The organism is Falsiroseomonas algicola (assembly GCF_011040385.1).
Taxonomy (GTDB): Bacteria; Pseudomonadota; Alphaproteobacteria; order Acetobacterales; family Acetobacteraceae; genus Falsiroseomonas; species Falsiroseomonas algicola.
The window spans coordinates 431,734-446,541 of sequence record NZ_JAAIKB010000001.1 but is presented as its reverse complement, the minus strand read 5'-3'; the positions used below and the strand labels follow the sequence as shown (position 1 = coordinate 446,541).

At 68.7% G+C, this 14,808-nt stretch carries 13 protein-coding genes; 7 read left to right on the top strand and 6 right to left on the bottom strand.

Annotation, left to right across the window (positions count from 1 at the left end; genetic code table 11):
- The first annotated feature begins 8 nt into the window (after window positions 1-8).
- Window positions 9-1,583, top strand: coding sequence for an ATP-binding protein (locus G3576_RS02090; protein WP_164692661.1), 1,575 nt, complete (start codon window positions 9-11; stop codon window positions 1,581-1,583).
- A 193-nt stretch (window positions 1,584-1,776) separates the two neighbouring features.
- Window positions 1,777-2,811: a recombinase RecA gene (gene recA / locus G3576_RS02085; RefSeq protein ID WP_164692660.1), complete on the top strand. Its 1,035-nt coding sequence runs from the start codon at window positions 1,777-1,779 to the stop codon at window positions 2,809-2,811.
- A 57-nt stretch (window positions 2,812-2,868) separates the two neighbouring features.
- Here recA and G3576_RS02080 read toward each other — a convergent pair whose 3' ends face one another.
- A complete protein-coding gene (locus tag G3576_RS02080; RefSeq protein ID WP_164692659.1) occupies window positions 2,869-3,360 on the bottom strand; it encodes a YciE/YciF ferroxidase family protein in 492 nt (163 codons plus the stop codon).
- A 222-nt stretch (window positions 3,361-3,582) separates the two neighbouring features.
- Between G3576_RS02080 and alaS the strand changes: the two genes are divergently transcribed.
- The 3 genes from alaS to G3576_RS02065 all read left to right on the top strand — a co-directional run bounded on the left by alaS (window position 3,583) and on the right by G3576_RS02065 (window position 8,728).
- On the top strand, window positions 3,583-6,231 hold the full coding sequence (gene alaS / locus G3576_RS02075) for an alanine--tRNA ligase (protein ID WP_164692658.1): 2,649 nt from the start codon (window positions 3,583-3,585) through the stop codon (window positions 6,229-6,231).
- Between the two features lie 871 nt (window positions 6,232-7,102).
- Window positions 7,103-8,182 carry a DmpA family aminopeptidase gene (locus G3576_RS02070; RefSeq protein ID WP_164692657.1) on the top strand — a complete coding sequence of 360 codons (1,080 nt, stop codon included), beginning with the start codon at window positions 7,103-7,105 and terminating at the stop codon, window positions 8,180-8,182.
- 57 nt (window positions 8,183-8,239) lie between these two features.
- Window positions 8,240-8,728 (top strand): hypothetical protein, encoded by a 489-nt coding sequence (locus tag G3576_RS02065; protein ID WP_164692656.1) that lies wholly within the window; start codon window positions 8,240-8,242, stop codon window positions 8,726-8,728.
- On the opposite strand, the gene G3576_RS02060 is transcribed toward G3576_RS02065, so the two are convergent.
- Together G3576_RS02060 and G3576_RS02055 are read right to left on the bottom strand one after the other, a co-directional pair.
- A complete protein-coding gene (locus G3576_RS02060; protein ID WP_164692655.1) occupies window positions 8,706-9,410 on the bottom strand; it encodes a DUF599 domain-containing protein in 705 nt (234 codons plus the stop codon). The two genes, G3576_RS02065 and G3576_RS02060, sit on opposite strands and share 23 nt — an antisense overlap.
- Before the next feature lie 207 nt (window positions 9,411-9,617).
- Window positions 9,618-10,829: an NADP-dependent isocitrate dehydrogenase gene (locus G3576_RS02055; RefSeq protein WP_164692654.1), complete on the bottom strand. Its 1,212-nt coding sequence runs from the start codon at window positions 10,827-10,829 to the stop codon at window positions 9,618-9,620.
- 209 nt (window positions 10,830-11,038) lie between these two features.
- Here G3576_RS02055 and G3576_RS02050 point away from each other — a divergent pair, with 209 nt between their 5' ends.
- Window positions 11,039-11,911: a PAS domain-containing protein gene (locus G3576_RS02050; protein ID WP_164692653.1), complete on the top strand. Its 873-nt coding sequence runs from the start codon at window positions 11,039-11,041 to the stop codon at window positions 11,909-11,911.
- A gap of 176 nt (window positions 11,912-12,087) precedes the next feature.
- Entirely contained in the window at window positions 12,088-12,303 is a 216-nt protein-coding gene (locus G3576_RS02045) for a hypothetical protein (RefSeq protein ID WP_164692652.1), read from the top strand.
- On the opposite strand, the gene G3576_RS02040 is transcribed toward G3576_RS02045, so the two are convergent.
- Genes G3576_RS02040 through G3576_RS02030 form a run of 3 tightly spaced genes read right to left on the bottom strand, consistent with a single transcriptional unit; the run spans window position 12,300 to window position 14,792 of the window.
- Window positions 12,300-12,704: a RidA family protein gene (locus G3576_RS02040; protein WP_164692651.1), complete on the bottom strand. Its 405-nt coding sequence runs from the start codon at window positions 12,702-12,704 to the stop codon at window positions 12,300-12,302. The two genes, G3576_RS02045 and G3576_RS02040, sit on opposite strands and share 4 nt — an antisense overlap.
- Entirely contained in the window at window positions 12,697-13,161 is a 465-nt protein-coding gene (locus tag G3576_RS02035) for an acyl-CoA thioesterase (RefSeq protein ID WP_164692650.1), read from the bottom strand. The genes G3576_RS02040 and G3576_RS02035 overlap by 8 nt, the downstream gene beginning before the upstream one ends.
- The gene (locus G3576_RS02030) at window positions 13,158-14,792 is read right to left on the bottom strand and encodes a benzoate-CoA ligase family protein (protein WP_164692649.1); all 1,635 of its coding nucleotides are present in this window, start codon (window positions 14,790-14,792) and stop codon (window positions 13,158-13,160) included. The genes G3576_RS02035 and G3576_RS02030 overlap by 4 nt, the downstream gene beginning before the upstream one ends.
- Window positions 14,793-14,808 lie beyond the last annotated feature (16 nt).

The following is a 14,808-nucleotide window of genomic DNA, read 5'->3' as shown; positions in this document are numbered from 1 at the left end:
AGAACCGCATGCCTGATACGCGCCGCACCCTCCAGGATCTCTTGCGTGGCCGCATCCGACGCCCGACGGGGGATGCCATGCTCCGCGCCGTGCTGGATGCGGCGTCGCCCGGGATCGCGGTGCTGGATGCGGACGACAGGCTGGTGACCTGGAATGCGGAGTTCACGGGGCTCTGTGGCCCGCTGCTGCCGCCAAGGGCGGGACTGCCGATCGCGGCGCTGATGGCGGCGCAGGGGAGGGAAGCGGCCCTCGCCGCGCTCGCCACCGGGCAGCGCGTGGCGATCGCCATGGCCAGCGAAGGGTCGCCCCGGCTGGAGATGGAGCATCGCAAGCTGCCGGCGCCTGAACGCGGGGCTGTGCTCCGCCTGTCCCGCATCGCGGCCCGGCCGGCGGAGCAGCAGGCGGGGGCCGCGCGGTTGCAGGCCGTGGGCGCGCTGGCGGGTGGCATCGCGCACGACTTCAACAACCTGCTGACGGCCATCGCCGGCAGCGCGGAGGCCGCCCTGTCCCGCGCGCCGGCCGGGGAAGGCGCGGCGGAGTTGCGCCAGGTGCTGGAAAGCGCCGGCCGCGGCGCGGCGCTGGTGAAGCAGCTGCTGGCCTTTGCCCGCCAGCAGGCGCTTCGGCCGCGCGTGGTGGACCTGAACATCGCCGTCTCCGCCATGGGGGAGTTGCTGCGGCGGCTGCTCGGCAGCCGGGTGCGGCTGTCCATCGCGCTGGAGGAGCCGGGCCGGCGCGTGCGGATGGACCCGACGCAGCTCGACCAGGTCATCATGAACCTGGCGCTGAATGCCCGCGATGCGATGCCGGAGGGTGGATCGCTGCGCATCTCCACGGGCCATGCCGTGGTCCTTTCCCCGGAGACGATCGGGACGGAGACGCTGCCCGCCGGGCGCTACGCCCTGCTGGAAGTGGCCGATAGCGGCGCCGGCATCCCGCCGGAGGTGCTGCCCCGCATCTTCGACCCCTTCTTCACCACCAAGCGCGAACAGGGGGGCACGGGACTCGGCCTTTCCACCGTGCACGGCATCGTCCGGCAATCCGGCGGCTTCATCGCGGTGGACAGCCGACGGGGCGAGGGGACGCGCTTCCGAATCTGGATGCCGCGGCATGAGGGACCGGCGGACCCCGTGGTGCCGACCGCGATGGTGGCGCCGCCCGCGGCTTCGCCCCCGCCGCCGCCCGTGCCCGAGCCGACCCCGGGCGGCCCCGCCGTGCTGCTGGTGGAGGATGAGGTACCCCTGCTGCGCCTGGCGGAGCGCGCCATCCGGCGTGCGGGGTTCGAGGTGATGAGCGCCGGCTGTTCGGAGGAAGCGCTGGAACTGGTCGAGAAGGCGGAGGTCATGCCGCTGGCGCTGGTGTCGGATGTGGTGATGCCCGGGCTCGATGGGCTGGAACTGGCGGGAAGGCTGCGGGACCGCTGGCCGGACCTGCCGGTGCTGCTCGTCTCCGGCTATGCGGAAGCGGCACTCGGGCGGGACCTGGCGGCGGAGCGCATCCGGCTGCTGGCCAAGCCCTACAGCCTGGGCGCGCTGGTGACGGAGCTGAAAGCCATCCTGCCCGCCGGAGCCGTTAAAGTTTCCTAAATGTTCTTGTCGCGATGGCCGTTCCGCGCCATATTCCGCGTCGAGGGGCAGGTGGTAGCGCGGCGCTTGGAGTCGCGGTGCTTCCTGGTCCACTGTGATGCGGGGTGTGACCGGCGGGTGAGGATCCAGCCGGGGATTGCGCCCCCAGGTTGATACCGGGAATCGGGCCCGGGAGTTCGGGAGAGCGAGCCTCATGGATAAGACGAAGGCTCTGGACGCCGCGCTGAGCCAGATCGAGAGGGCCTTCGGCAAGGGCTCCATCATGCGCATGGGCAACAAGGCGGCGGCGGAGGAGGTGGAGGTCATCTCCACCGGTTCGCTCGGCCTTGACCTGGCGCTGGGCATCGGCGGCGTGCCGAAGGGCCGGATCATCGAGGTCTATGGCCCGGAAAGCTCGGGCAAGACCACGCTGGCCCTGCACATGATCGCGGAAGCGCAGAAGAAGGGCGGGACCTGCGCCTTCATCGATGCCGAGCACGCGCTGGACCCCGGCTACGCCAAGAAGCTGGGCGTGGATGTGGAGAACCTGCTGATCAGCCAGCCGGATGCGGGCGAGCAGGCGCTGGAGATCTGCGACACGCTGGTGCGGTCGGGCGCCATCGACGTGCTGGTGGTGGACAGCGTGGCCGCGCTGGTGCCGCGGGCGGAGCTGGAAGGCGAGATGGGCGACAGCCATGTCGGCCTGCATGCCCGCCTGATGTCCCAGGCGCTGCGCAAGCTGACGGGCAGCGTCTCCCGCTCCAACACCCTGCTGATCTTCCTGAACCAGATCCGCCTGAAGATCGGCGTGATGTTCGGCAATCCGGAGACGACGACGGGCGGCAACGCGCTGAAGTTCTACGCCTCCATCCGCATGGAGATCCGGCGCATCGGCTCCATCAAGGACCGGGAGACGGTGACGGGCAACCAGACCCGCGTGAAGGTGGTGAAGAACAAGATGGCGCCGCCGTTCCGGCAGGTGGATTTCGACATCATGTATGGCGAAGGCATCTCCAAGGTCGGCGAGCTCATCGACCTCGGCGTCAAGGCGGGCATCGTGGAGAAGTCCGGCGCCTGGTTCAGCTGCGACAGCCAGCGCATCGGCCAGGGGCGCGAGAACGCCAAACAGTTCATGCGGGACAACCCGGCCATGGCGGAGAGCGTGGAGAAGCGCATCCGCGACCAGGCCAACGGCCTCGCCAGCACCATGCTGGCCGGGGAGAATGACGAGGCGGCGGCCGCCGAGTAAGGCGGCGAGCCTCGAAAGGAAAAGGGCGGAGGGGTGTTCCCCTCCGCCCTTCTCGTTTCAGGCCGCCAGGGCGGCGGGGTTCACTTCCCGCTCCGCCAGGGCGGTCAGCTTCTCATCGGCGGTCTTCTCCTCCGCCAGCGTCTGCCCGAAGAGGTCGGCCACCTCCTGCATCCCGGCCGCCTTGGCCATCGCCTGCAGCGTGCCGTAGGTCGCGATCTCGTAGTGCTCGACCTTCTGGGCGGCGCCGATCAGGGCGGCGTCGCGGACCGGGCCCTCGTCATGGTCGTCCATGATCTCCTCCGCCTCGGCCGTCAGCCCCTCCATCGCCTCGCACTCCTCCCCTTCGGGATCGGCGTCCAGCAGCTCGGCCGCGCGCTCCAGCCGCTCCACATGGGTGCGGGTCTGGGTCAGATGATCCTCGAAGGCCTGCCGCAGCGTCGGGCTGTGCGCGGCCTCCGCCATCTGGGGCAGCGCCTCGACCAGCTGGGTCTCTGCGCTGTAGGCGTCCTGCAACGCCTCGATCATCAGCGACTTGAAGTCTTCGGCCATGATGGGCCTCCCTCGGGGTGTTCGGTGGTGGCCGGGCATCTCGCGGCCCGGCTGTCTTTCCCGAACGGCGCCATGGCACGGGGGTTCCGGATGCCTACCCTCGACGCATCTGTCATCGCGCGGTAAGTGACCCGGCTTTCGCTTGGGCCGTCCGGCCAGGGCGGCGGCACCCGATCCGCGGGCAGATCGCCCGGGGGCAGCGACGATGGCAGCGATCAGGCGATGACCAGCAGCAACGACATCCGCGCCACCTTCCTCGACTACTTCCGCCGTAACGGGCATGAGGTCGTCGAATCCTCTCCGCTGGTGCCGCGGAACGACCCGACGCTGATGTTCGCGAACAGCGGCATGGTGCAGTTCAAGAACGTCTTCACGGGGCAGGAGAAGCGCCCCTATTCGCGCGCCACCACCGCCCAGAAGTCGGTGCGCGCCGGCGGCAAGCACAACGACCTGGACAATGTCGGCTACACCGCGCGCCACCACACCTTCTTCGAGATGCTGGGCAATTTCAGCTTCGGCGACTACTTCAAGGAACAGGCGATCAGCCACGCCTGGGAGCTGCTGACCAAGGATTTCGGCCTGCCGAAGGACCGCCTGCTGGTGACGGTCTATTCGGAGGATGAGGAAGCCCCCGTCTACTGGAAGAAGGTCGCGGGCCTGCCGGACAGCCGGATCATCCGCATCCCGACCTCCGACAATTTCTGGCGCATGGGTGATACCGGCCCCTGCGGCCCCTGCTCCGAGATCTTCTTCGACCATGGCGACAAGATCCCGGGCGGCCCGCCCGGATCGGCCGACCAGGATGGCGACCGGTTCATCGAGATCTGGAACCTGGTCTTCATGCAGTTCGAGGAAGGCCCCCCCGGCACCCGCGTGCCGCTGCCGCGCCCCTCGATCGACACCGGCATGGGGCTGGAGCGCTTCGCCGCCATCCTGCAGGGCAAACACGACAACTACGACACCGACACGCTCCGCGCCCTGATCCTGGCGAGCAGCGAGGCAACCGGGCAGGATCCGGACGGCCAGTGGAAGACCAGCCACCGCGTCGTGGCGGACCACCTCCGCGCCGGCACCTTCCTGATCGCCGATGGCGTCATGCCCTCCAATGAGGGCCGCGGCTATGTGCTGCGCCGCATCCTCCGCCGCGCCATGCGCCACGCCCATATGATGGGCGCGCGGGAGCCGCTGCTGCACCGCCTGGTCCCGGCGCTGACACGCCAGATGGGTGCCGCCTATCCCGAGATCCTCCGCGCCGAGGCGCTGGTGACGGAGACGCTGCGGCTGGAGGAGACGAAGTTCCGGTCGCTGCTGGAGCGCGGCCTCGGCCTGCTGGCCGATGAATCCGGCCGGTTGGGCGAGGGCGGCACGCTGCCGGGCGACGTCGCCTTCAAGCTCTACGACACCTACGGCTTCCCCCTCGACCTGACGCAGGACGCGCTGCGGGGCGAGGGCAAGACGGTCGATACCGCGGGCTTTGAGGCCGCGATGGCCGAGCAGAAGCGTCGCGCCCGCGCCGCCTGGGCCGGATCGGGCGAGGCAGCGACGGAAACGCTCTGGTTCGACCTCAAGGAGAAGCTCGGCGCGAGCGAATTCCTCGGCTACTCCACGGAGACGGCGGAGGGCGAGATCCTGGCCATCGTCGCCAATGGCCAGGTGGTGGAGAGCGCCGTGGCGGGGACCGAGGTCTCCGTCATCCTCAACCAGACGCCCTTCTACGCCGAGAGCGGCGGCCAGGTCGGCGATACCGGCCTGATCTCGGCCGGGGAGGCCTGCCGGATCATCGTCCGCGACACGCAGAAGAAGCTCGGCGACCTTTTCGTCCATGTCGGCGTCGTGGCGCATGGGGAGGCCAAGGTCGGGCTCGCCGTGCAGGCGGAGGTCGACCACGCCCGCCGCTCCACCATCCGCGCCCACCACTCCGCGACCCACCTGCTGCATGAGGCGCTGCGGCGGCGCCTCGGCACCCATGTCGCGCAGAAGGGCTCGCTGAACGCGCCGGACCGGCTGCGCTTCGACGTCAGCCAGCCGACGCCGATGACGGATGCGGACCTCGCCTGGGTGGAGGCGGAGGTGAACAGCCGCATCCGCGAGAATGCCGAGGTCGTCACCCGCCTCATGACCCCCGACGCCGCCGTGCAGATCGGCGCCATGGCGCTGTTCGGCGAGAAGTACGGGGAGGAGGTGCGCGTCGTCTCCATGGGCCATGACCCGATGGCGACGGAGCGTTTCGGCGTCTATTCGCTGGAACTCTGCGGCGGCACCCATGTGAAGCGCACCGGCGATATCGGCCTGTTCCGCATCGTGGCCGAAGGCGCCGTCGCTGCCGGTATCCGCCGCGTGGAGGCCGTGACGGGCGAGGCCGCCCTCAAGCTGATCGAGGAGCGCGACCGCCAGCTGAACGAGGCCGCCGCCGTGCTGAAGGCGCGCCCGGCGGAACTGGCGGACCGCATCACGAACCTGCTCGAGGAGCGGAAGAAGCTGGAGCGCGAGATCACCGATCTCCGCAAGAAGCTGGCGACGGGCGGTGCAGCGGCGGAAGTCGAGACCATCGCGGGGCTCCGCGTGGCGCTGCGCGAACTGGGCGAGATGCCGCCCAAGGATCTGAAGGGCGTGGTCGAGGCCATCCTGCAATCCGGCACCGCCGATGTCGTCGGCGTGGTGGCGACGGCGGAGGGCAAGGCCAGCGTCTTCGTCGGCATCGGAGAGGCCGCGAAGGGCAAGACGGATGCCGTGACCCTGGTCCGCGCGGCGAGCGCGGCGATCGGCGGCAAGGGCGGTGGCGGGAAGCCGGACATGGCCCAGGCCGGCGGCCCGGACGCGGCCAAGGCGGCGGAAGCACTTGCGGCTGTTAGGTCGGCGCTTGAAGCGTAGGTTAACTGGACTCCTAGCTAGACTGCTCCCAATAATTTCAGCGGGCTGTTCTATTTTTGTTCGAATTGTGAGGCCTATTTGCTCATATGTTTTGCCTAAGTTAGATCCAGCCGGTGTTGAAATACATGACGCGTGCGGCAAGATATTTGTAATGTATGGCTTGGCGCTAGCGAGTCTCGCTGGGTTCTCAGGCAATATATTTGCCGCCACATCAAGCGAACTGTCCGCACCAAAACAAAGAATTTTGGACGCAGCTGATCTGTTAATTTGGGGATTCGGCGTTTCTTTTTTTCTGTTTTATTCGAGTTTTTCACTTAAATATCGATGGGCAAATTTTGGGGACGGAAGGCGAGTTTTTTTGGTAATCATTTATGTGTTCGCTATTTTTACTATGGTGTTTTTTTTGTTGTTTATTCTTCGGCAAACCGTTGCTGCATTTCGGTAAACTTTTATGTCGAATTTTTCGGACCCATTGCAGGTCGCTGGTGTTTCTGGTAATCTCTTATCGATGCGCGCGCGGCGAAAGGTGCTTGACGTGAAGGAAATACTTGGGCCTTTGTTGGTTTTTACGTTGATTGTTATACCGCTTTTGATGTGGTTGATTAGCTTTGGTAGTGGGTCTGGCCATCACAGCGTTAGCTACGACTCGGAACTTGGGCGGACGGTCGAGACCATAGATAGGCTGTCAAGACCCACACATTGAGGCGGCGATCCGGAGTTTCTTACATTAATTCATACTGACGCGGGGCATTGTTCGACTGCGGCTCTGCTACACCGAAACATACTAAACCCTGGATTGCTTCGAAATCCAAATGTTCTAGCCCTTCTGACGCAGAGTGTGGCTCATTTGCTACAAGAAGATAGTCACTGCATGTGCGCCCGCGCCCGCGCCCGCGCCCTCGGCTTCATCCCCGGCATCCTGCCCCCCGGTCCGCTGAACGCCATCACCGATGTCGCCGGCGTCCTCGTCGGCCAGGTCACGGTGATCGAGGGCGAGGGCACGCGCACCGGCGTCACCGCCATCCGCCCGCATCCAGGCAACCCCTACGCCGATCGCGTCCCCGCCGGCCTCTTCGCCATGAACGGCTTCGGCAAGATGGCGGGGGTGACGCAGGTGCAGGAACTAGGGGAACTCGAGACGCCGATCCTGCTGACCAACACGCTGGCCGTCGGCCGGGCGATGGAGGCGCTGGTGGATTGGACGCTCGCCCAGCCAGGCAATGGGCAGGTCCGCAGCGTGAATGCCGTGGTGGGCGAGACCAATGACGGCCGCTTGAACGATATCCGCGCCCGTGGCGTCACTGCCCTCCATTGCGCGGAAGCCCTGGCCATCGCCGCACCCGGGCCCGTCGCGGAAGGCAGTGTCGGCGCCGGCACCGGCACCATGGCCTTCGGCTGGAAGGGCGGCATCGGCACGTCGAGCCGGGTGCTGCCGGCGGCCTTGGGCGGCTGGACGGTCGGCGCGCTGGTCCAGGCCAATTACGGCGGCGCGCTCTGCATGGCGGGGCTGGAGGTCGGGCGCCGCCTGCAGAAATACTACCTCGCTGAGCATGTGGCGCAGCAGGCGGATGCCGATGGGTCGGTCATGGTCATCCTCGCCACCGATGCACCGCTGTCGGACCGCAACCTCCAGCGCCTGGCGCGCCGCGCCATGGCGGGCATCGCCCGCACCGGCGCCGCCTTCTCCGACGGCTCCGGCGACTATGCGCTGGCCTTCGCGACGCATCCCGAGGTGATCCGCACATCGGCGCGCCGCGCGGGCGTCGCGCACTACGCCGACCTGCCGAACGACAAGGCCTCGCCCCTTTTCGTGGCAGCCGCGGAGGCGACGGAGGAGGCGGTGCTGAACGCGCTGACCATGGCGACCACCATCGAAAGCCGCATCAACGGCCGCCGCTGCGTCGGGCGATCACTGCCGCTCGATCGCGTCCTGGCGTTGCAGGGCTGTTAACAGGGGGGCGAGGAAACTGGCCGAGCCTCCCCAGGCCTTCCGGGGAGGGAAGGCCCGATGCTCGTCACCCTTGCCGGTACCCTGATCGCGATCCTGCCCGTCCTGGTGGCCTATGCCATCTGGCGGCTGATGCGCGCCCTGTGGCGGCTGCTGCGGACGCCCCGCAAGCGGATGGGCGTGCTGCTGGCCCGCGCCGGACGGATCAGGCTGCGCCGCGCCCCGGCGGTGGTGTCGGAGGAAGGGCCGCGCACCACGGCGCTGGCCGAGGAAGTCGCCCGGCTGAAGACGGAGTTGCGTGTCGCACGGGCCGAGCTGGCCCTGGCCGAGGCCGCGAAGCCGCGCGGCGGCCTCCGCCTGCCCTGGCAGCGCCCGGCGGATGACCGGTTCCACCAGGCCAAGCTCGCCTTCGCCCGCGCCTTCCACCCCGACCGCATCCCGGACGATGCCGAGGACCGGGCCGTCCGCGCGGCGGTGTTCAAGGAGTTCTGGGACGTGCTGCGCCGGATCGAGAAGGGCGCCGAGGTCAGCGCCGATAGGCGCGGGTGACCTCCGGCGCGGAGACGGCGTCCCGCACCTCGGACCGGAATTCCCGCCGGTGGAGTTCGCGCAGCACGAAGAGGCTCGCCAGGATCAGCAGGGCCGGATGCGCGATCCAGGCCAGCGCCGCCAGGCCGAAATAGTAGCTGCGCAGGCCGGTGTTGAAATGCCGGGCCGCGCGGTTCAGGACCCGGGCGGCGACCTCCGCCTGGCTGATCGTCTCCGGCGTCGCTGGCGCGCCGGGGATGCCGCCGACCAGGATGGAGCTGTAGTTGAACTGGCGCAGCGCCCAGGTCAGCTCGAAGAAGGCATTCACGAAGATCAGCAGCAGCAGCGCGATCTTCAGCTCCCACACCACCTCGTCCGGCACCATGGCGTAGGGCAGGGCGGAGACCACCCGGCGGCCAAGGTCAGGCGCGCCCAGCAGTGCCACCAGGCCGCCCAGGATGAAGATGCTGGTGGTGGCCAGGAAGCTGGTGCTGTTCATGAGGTTGCCGATCGCCGCCATGTCGGCGATGCGGTTGTCCCGGTCCAGCATGGCGCGCATCCAGCGGCGCCGGTGCTCATCCATCGCCGCGATCACGCTGGCCTCGCGGAAGCGCGGCACGCGGCTGACGGCGGTGGTGTAGCCGATCCAGCACAAGGCGAAGACGATCAGGCCGGCGATGTCGAAGGCGGTCAGTTCCTGCATGCCGGCTAACTACCCCCGGAACGGAAGCGGCCGCCAGGGTTTCCCCTGGCGGCCGCGGATGGCGTGTACCTTGCGGCCGCCGGAGGCGGCCGAGGCCGCGAATGCGGCCCGCGGCTTATGCCGCGAAGCCAAGCGGCCGGAGGCCGCGCCCGGCGTCTGAGGGCATGCACATGCAGGCCAACGAGACGCCGAAGGCGGCCGTTGGCCTCAGCCCATCTTCTTCTTCAGGTTCTCGTCCAGCTTGGCGAGGAAGTCCTGCGTGTTGAGGTAGGGCTGGTCCTTGCTGATCAGCAGGGCCAGGTCCTTGGTCATGTGGCCGGCTTCCACCGTCTCCACGCAGACCTGCTCCAGCGCATCGGCGAAGTCCACGACATCCTGGGTGCCGTCGAACTTGCCGCGGTAGGACAGGCCGCGCGTCCAGGCGAAGATGGACGCGATCGGGTTGGTGGAGGTCTCACGGCCCTTCTGGTGCTCGCGGTAGTGGCGCGTCACCGTGCCGTGCGCGGCCTCGGACTCCACCGTGTTGCCGTCCGGGGACAGCAGCACGGAGGTCATGAGGCCGAGGCTGCCGAAGCCCTGCGCCACGATGTCGGACTGCACGTCGCCATCGTAGTTCTTGCAGGCCCAGATGTAGCCGCCTTCCCACTTCAGGGCGGACGCCACCATGTCGTCGATCAGGCGGTCCTCATAGACTAGGCCCTTCGCCTTGAAGCGGTCGGCGAATTCGGCGTCGAAGATGGACTTGAAGATGTCCTTGAAGTTGCCGTCATACGCCTTGAGGATCGTGTTCTTGTGGCTGAAGTACACGGAATAGCCGCGGCTCAGCCCGTAGTTGAAGCTGGCGCGGGCGAAACCCTCGATCGAGGCGTTGAGGTTGTGCTGGCCCATGAAGGCGCCGGGGCCCTTGAACACGAAATCGCCGATCTCCTGCGGCGCGCCGCCTTCCGGCGTGTAGGTCATGGTCACCTTGCCGGCGCCCGGGACCTTCATCTCCACCGCGCGGTAGATGTCGCCGAAGGCGTGGCGGCCGACGACGATCGGCTTCGACCAGTGCGGCACCAGGCGCGGCACGTTCTTGATGATGATCGGCTCGCGGAAGATCGTGCCGTCCAGGATGTTGCGGATGGTGCCGTTGGGCGACCGCCACATCTTCTTCAGGCCGAACTCCTTCACCCGCGCCTCGTCCGGGGTGATGGTCGCGCACTTCACGCCCACGCCGTACTGCTTGGTCGCGTTGGCGGCATCCACCGTCACCTGGTCATCGGTCTGGTCACGGTACTCGACGCCCAGGTCGTAGTACTTCAGGTCGATGTCGAGGTAGGGCAGGATCAGGCGGTCCTTGATGAACCCCCAGATGATGCGCGTCATCTCGTCCCCGTCCATCTCGACGACGGGGGTCTTCACCTTGATCTTGGCCATGCCTCATTCCTTGCCGAACGCCCGTGCCGGGACACCTCGATCGCGCCCTGGGGTTGGGAGTGGGCGGAACATGCCAATCGGGCCCCCCGGCGGCAAGCCCGCCTGACGCAGTGCAGCGTCGGGGCGGCCTTCGACGCGACCTTGCCGGCCTTCGGCACGCGCGGGTAGAAGGCAAGGCTGACCCGACAACCACCTGGCGGGAGATGACGATGCTGGTCCCGCTGGTCGCCATGGCGGCACTGCTGGCGACGCCGGCCTGGGCGCAGGGCATCGCGGAGCCGGGCGTGAGCCAGGCCGTCGCCGGCCTGCTGGCCCTGGCGGCCGCGGCTGCGGCGCTGGCGGTGCTGTGGCAGGCGCGCCGCCTGCGGCGCCGGGAACTTCAGCTGCATGCCCGCAACGCCCACCTGGCCGCCGCCAATGCGGAGCTCCGCCTGCTGACGGAGCGGTCGGAGGCCAAGTCCCGGATGCTGGATGGCGTGCTGGCGGCCATGGCGGATGGCATCCTCGTGGTCGACGCCGATCTTCGCCTGGCCGGCTGGAATCCGCGCTTTTCCGACTATGCCGGCGTGCCGCGCCGCGTGCTGCGCATCGGCATGCCGCTCCGCGAAGTGATCCGCATCCAGGCGGAAGCGGGGGAGTTCGGCATGGTCGATCCGGAAGCCGAGACAGAGCGGCGCATGCGCCTGTTCCATGACGGCACCGTGCCGCAGCGCCTGCAGCGGGAAAGGCCGGATGGCAGCCTGCTGGAACTGCGCCGCACGCCCCTGCCGGGCGGCGGCTATGTCACGCTCTACACGCCGGTCCTGGCGAAGCCCGCTGCCGCGGGGCCCAATCCCATGCAGGACGCCTTCGCGGAGGAATGGTTCGCCCGCCTGCCGCGCCTGACGGCCGCCGCGGCGGATGGCGATACCGGCGCCGCGCGCGCCGTGGCCCATGCGCTGCGTGGCATCGCCGCCAATGCCGGCTGGAAGAGGGCGGCCGAGACGCTCGAGGGCATCGAGGAAGCCGCGGCCGCGGGTGCGCTCACGCAGCTCCGCATGCTCGCTGCCGGCCTGCCCACGGACCCTGCCGCATGCAACTGACGCGCCCCGAACCCGTGCTCTGCCCGCATTGCGAGGAGGTCACGATGCCGAACCGGCTGGCCGATGGCACCATCGTGTGCTCCTGCGCGGCGGAACGATCCCTGTCACCACCCCCCATTCCGCTTGCCCCGAAGCGGCCCGGCCCCAGATAGGCCGAACCAGAAGGAGACTTGGCCATGCTGCTGCGAATGGCGACGGGCACGATGATGGGAATGGCTGTGGCGACGGCGGCGACGATGACCCTGGCCGTCGGCGCGGGTGCGATCGGCGCGGCGCTGCTCGCGCGACGCCTCTGCGAGGAGCGCCGCGGCTGGAAGCAGGACGCCGATGAGGCGGTGGCGGCGCCGCTGGACGAGGCGATGGAGCCCGGGCCGGAAGCGCCGGCGGTCTAACCGGGGATGATGGCGGTCGCCTCGATCTCGACCTTCGCTTCGGGCTCGACCAGCGCCACCACCTGCACCAGCGCCATGGCGGGGAAGTTGCGGCCCATCACGGCGCGATAGGCGGGGCCGAGCTCCGCCAGGCTGGCACGGTATTCCGCCATGTCGGTGACGTACCAGGTCAGGCGGCCGATATGTTCCGGGCCGCCCCCGGCTTCCTTCACCACCGCCAGGATGTTCTCCAGCGCCTGGCGGACCTGCGGGACGAAGCCGTCGGGGAAGCGGCCCCCGGCATCCCAGCCGATCTGCCCGCCCACCAGCACGACGCGCCCCTGGCCCATCATCCCGTTGGAATAGCCGCGCGGCGCCGGCCAGCCCGGCGGCTGCAGGGCGGTGAGGGGGCTGTCAGCCATGGGCGCAACGCTCCTGATAGGCGACCAGCGCCGCGCGAAGATCGGCCGGGATCGGCACGGCGCGGCGGGCATCGAGGTCGGTGGTGGCGGTGACGAGGGCGAGCCGGGCAAGCTCCTCCTCCCCGCGATGGATGTGGACGGTCAGCGCATAGGACCCGCCGCCGATCCGCGTCAGGATCGGCGTCAGCGCGATGCGGTCGCCCATCAGGCCGGGGCGGAAGAAATCGGCTTCTGCATGCACGAAGCCGGTGCCGATGCGGCGCTGGCCGTGCAGGGCGTGGAAGTCGATGCCGAGATCCTCGGTGAACCAGTCCTCCACCATGCCATTGGCCATGGCGAAGAAGGACGGGAAGAAGACGATGCCGGCGGGGTCGCAGTCGCCGAAGCGGATGCGCTGCCGCCCGCGGAAGGCGCGGGCGGGCAGGGCGGCGGCGGCGATGGGCGCCGGTCGGCTCATGCGCCGGACTGGGCCTGCTTCCGCAGCGCGAAGCGTTGCAGCTTGCCGGTCTCTGTCCGGGGCAGCGCCGGCACGAAGACAACGCTGCGCGGGTATTTGTAAGGCGCGACCTCGGCCTTCACATGGTCCTGCAGCGCCTTGACCAGGGCCGCGTCGCCGTTCACGCCGTCCTTCAGCACGACATAGGCCCGCACCACCATGCCGCGTTCCGGGTCGGGCGCGCCAACCACGCCGCATTCCTTCACGGCGGGATGGGTCAGCAGGGCGGATTCTACCTCCGGCCCTGCGATGTTGTAGCCGGCGGAGACGATCATGTCGTCGTTGCGGGCCTGGTACCAGAAATAGCCATCGGCGTCCTGGACGTAGGTGTCGCCGGTGATGTTCCAGCCGCGCTCGACGTATTGCGCCTGGCGCGGGTCATCGAGGTAGCGGCACCCCGTCGGCCCCTGCACCGCGAGCCGCCCGGGCGTGCCGCGCGGCACCTCCTGCCCCGCTTCGTCCACCACCTTGGCGCGGTAGCCCGGCACGGGGATGCCGGTGGCGCCGGGGCGGATCTGGTCCTCGCGCGCCGCGATGAAGATGTGCAGCATCTCCGTCGCGCCGATGCCGTCCATCAGCTTGAGGCCCGTTGCCTTCTGCCAGGCCTCGAAGATCGGCACCGGCAGGGTTTCGCCGGCGGAGACGCATTTGCGCAGGCTGGAGAGGTCGTGCTCCCCGGCCTTGGCCGCCATGACGCGATAGGCGGTGGGCGCGGTGAAGCAGACCGTCGCGCGGTGATGCGCGATGGCGGCGGGCAATTCCTCGGGCGGTGCCTTCTCCAGCAGCACGGCGGTGGCGCCGACGCGGAAGGGGAAGAGCACCAGCCCGCCGAGGCCGAAGGTGAAGGCGAGCGGGGGCGAGCCGATGAAGATGTCGCTGGGCTCCGGCCGCAACACCTGCATGGCATAGCCGTCGCAGATCGCCAGCATGTCGCGGTGGAAATGCAGCGTGCCCTTGGGCTCGCCCGTGCTGCCGCTGGTGAAGCCGATCAGGCAGACATCATCGGCGGCGGTGTCGCAGGCCGCGAAGCGGCCGGGCGCCTCCGCCACCATCGCCTCCAGCATCCCGTTGCCCCAGGTGACGAGGTGCCGGAGGTCCGGCCCCTCGGCCTTGCGGAGTTCCTCGACGAGGCGCGCATCGCACAGGGCATGGGTGATGCGCCCCTTGCGCAGCACCTGGGACAGTTCCTTGGCGCGCAGCAGCGGCATGGTGGCGACGACGACGCCGCCGGCCTTCAGCACGGCGAAATAGGCCGCGACCATCCAGGCATTGTTGGCACTGCGCAGCAGCACGCGATTGCCCGGCACCAAGCCGAGGCGCGAGACCAGCACATGCGCGATCCGGTCCACGCGCTCCGCCAGCTGGCGATAGCTCAGCGTCTCCGCCGGCGTCACCAGCGCGGGGTGGTCGCCGCGGCCGCGCTCCAGGTTGCGGTCCAGCAGTTCCACCGCGCAGTTGAGGCGCGCGGGATACTGGAACTCCGGCCGGTCCAGCAGGAAGTCCGGCCACTGGTCGCGCGGCGGCAGGTTGTCCCGGCAGAAGCTGTCCTGGTGGGCGGATGCGCCCAGTGCCTGCATCATCATCCCGTCCATCCCCGTCTCCCGGTTC

What these genes read in the sequence shown, in the direction of transcription:
- G3576_RS02090 (WP_164692661.1), top strand. Translation starts at nt 9, where the DNA reads ATGCCTGATACGCGCCGCACCCTCCAGGATCTCTTGCGTGGCCGCATC.
- recA (WP_164692660.1), top strand. Translation starts at nt 1,777, where the DNA reads ATGGATAAGACGAAGGCTCTGGACGCCGCGCTGAGCCAGATCGAGAGG.
- G3576_RS02080 (WP_164692659.1), bottom strand. Translation starts at nt 3,360, where the DNA reads ATGGCCGAAGACTTCAAGTCGCTGATGATCGAGGCGTTGCAGGACGCC.
- alaS (WP_164692658.1), top strand. Translation starts at nt 3,583, where the DNA reads ATGACCAGCAGCAACGACATCCGCGCCACCTTCCTCGACTACTTCCGC.
- G3576_RS02070 (WP_164692657.1), top strand. Translation starts at nt 7,103, where the DNA reads ATGTGCGCCCGCGCCCGCGCCCGCGCCCTCGGCTTCATCCCCGGCATC.
- G3576_RS02065 (WP_164692656.1), top strand. Translation starts at nt 8,240, where the DNA reads ATGCTCGTCACCCTTGCCGGTACCCTGATCGCGATCCTGCCCGTCCTG.
- G3576_RS02060 (WP_164692655.1), bottom strand. Translation starts at nt 9,410, where the DNA reads ATGCAGGAACTGACCGCCTTCGACATCGCCGGCCTGATCGTCTTCGCC.
- G3576_RS02055 (WP_164692654.1), bottom strand. Translation starts at nt 10,829, where the DNA reads ATGGCCAAGATCAAGGTGAAGACCCCCGTCGTCGAGATGGACGGGGAC.
- G3576_RS02050 (WP_164692653.1), top strand. Translation starts at nt 11,039, where the DNA reads ATGCTGGTCCCGCTGGTCGCCATGGCGGCACTGCTGGCGACGCCGGCC.
- G3576_RS02045 (WP_164692652.1), top strand. Translation starts at nt 12,088, where the DNA reads ATGCTGCTGCGAATGGCGACGGGCACGATGATGGGAATGGCTGTGGCG.
- G3576_RS02040 (WP_164692651.1), bottom strand. Translation starts at nt 12,704, where the DNA reads ATGGCTGACAGCCCCCTCACCGCCCTGCAGCCGCCGGGCTGGCCGGCG.
- G3576_RS02035 (WP_164692650.1), bottom strand. Translation starts at nt 13,161, where the DNA reads ATGAGCCGACCGGCGCCCATCGCCGCCGCCGCCCTGCCCGCCCGCGCC.
- G3576_RS02030 (WP_164692649.1), bottom strand. Translation starts at nt 14,792, where the DNA reads ATGGACGGGATGATGATGCAGGCACTGGGCGCATCCGCCCACCAGGAC.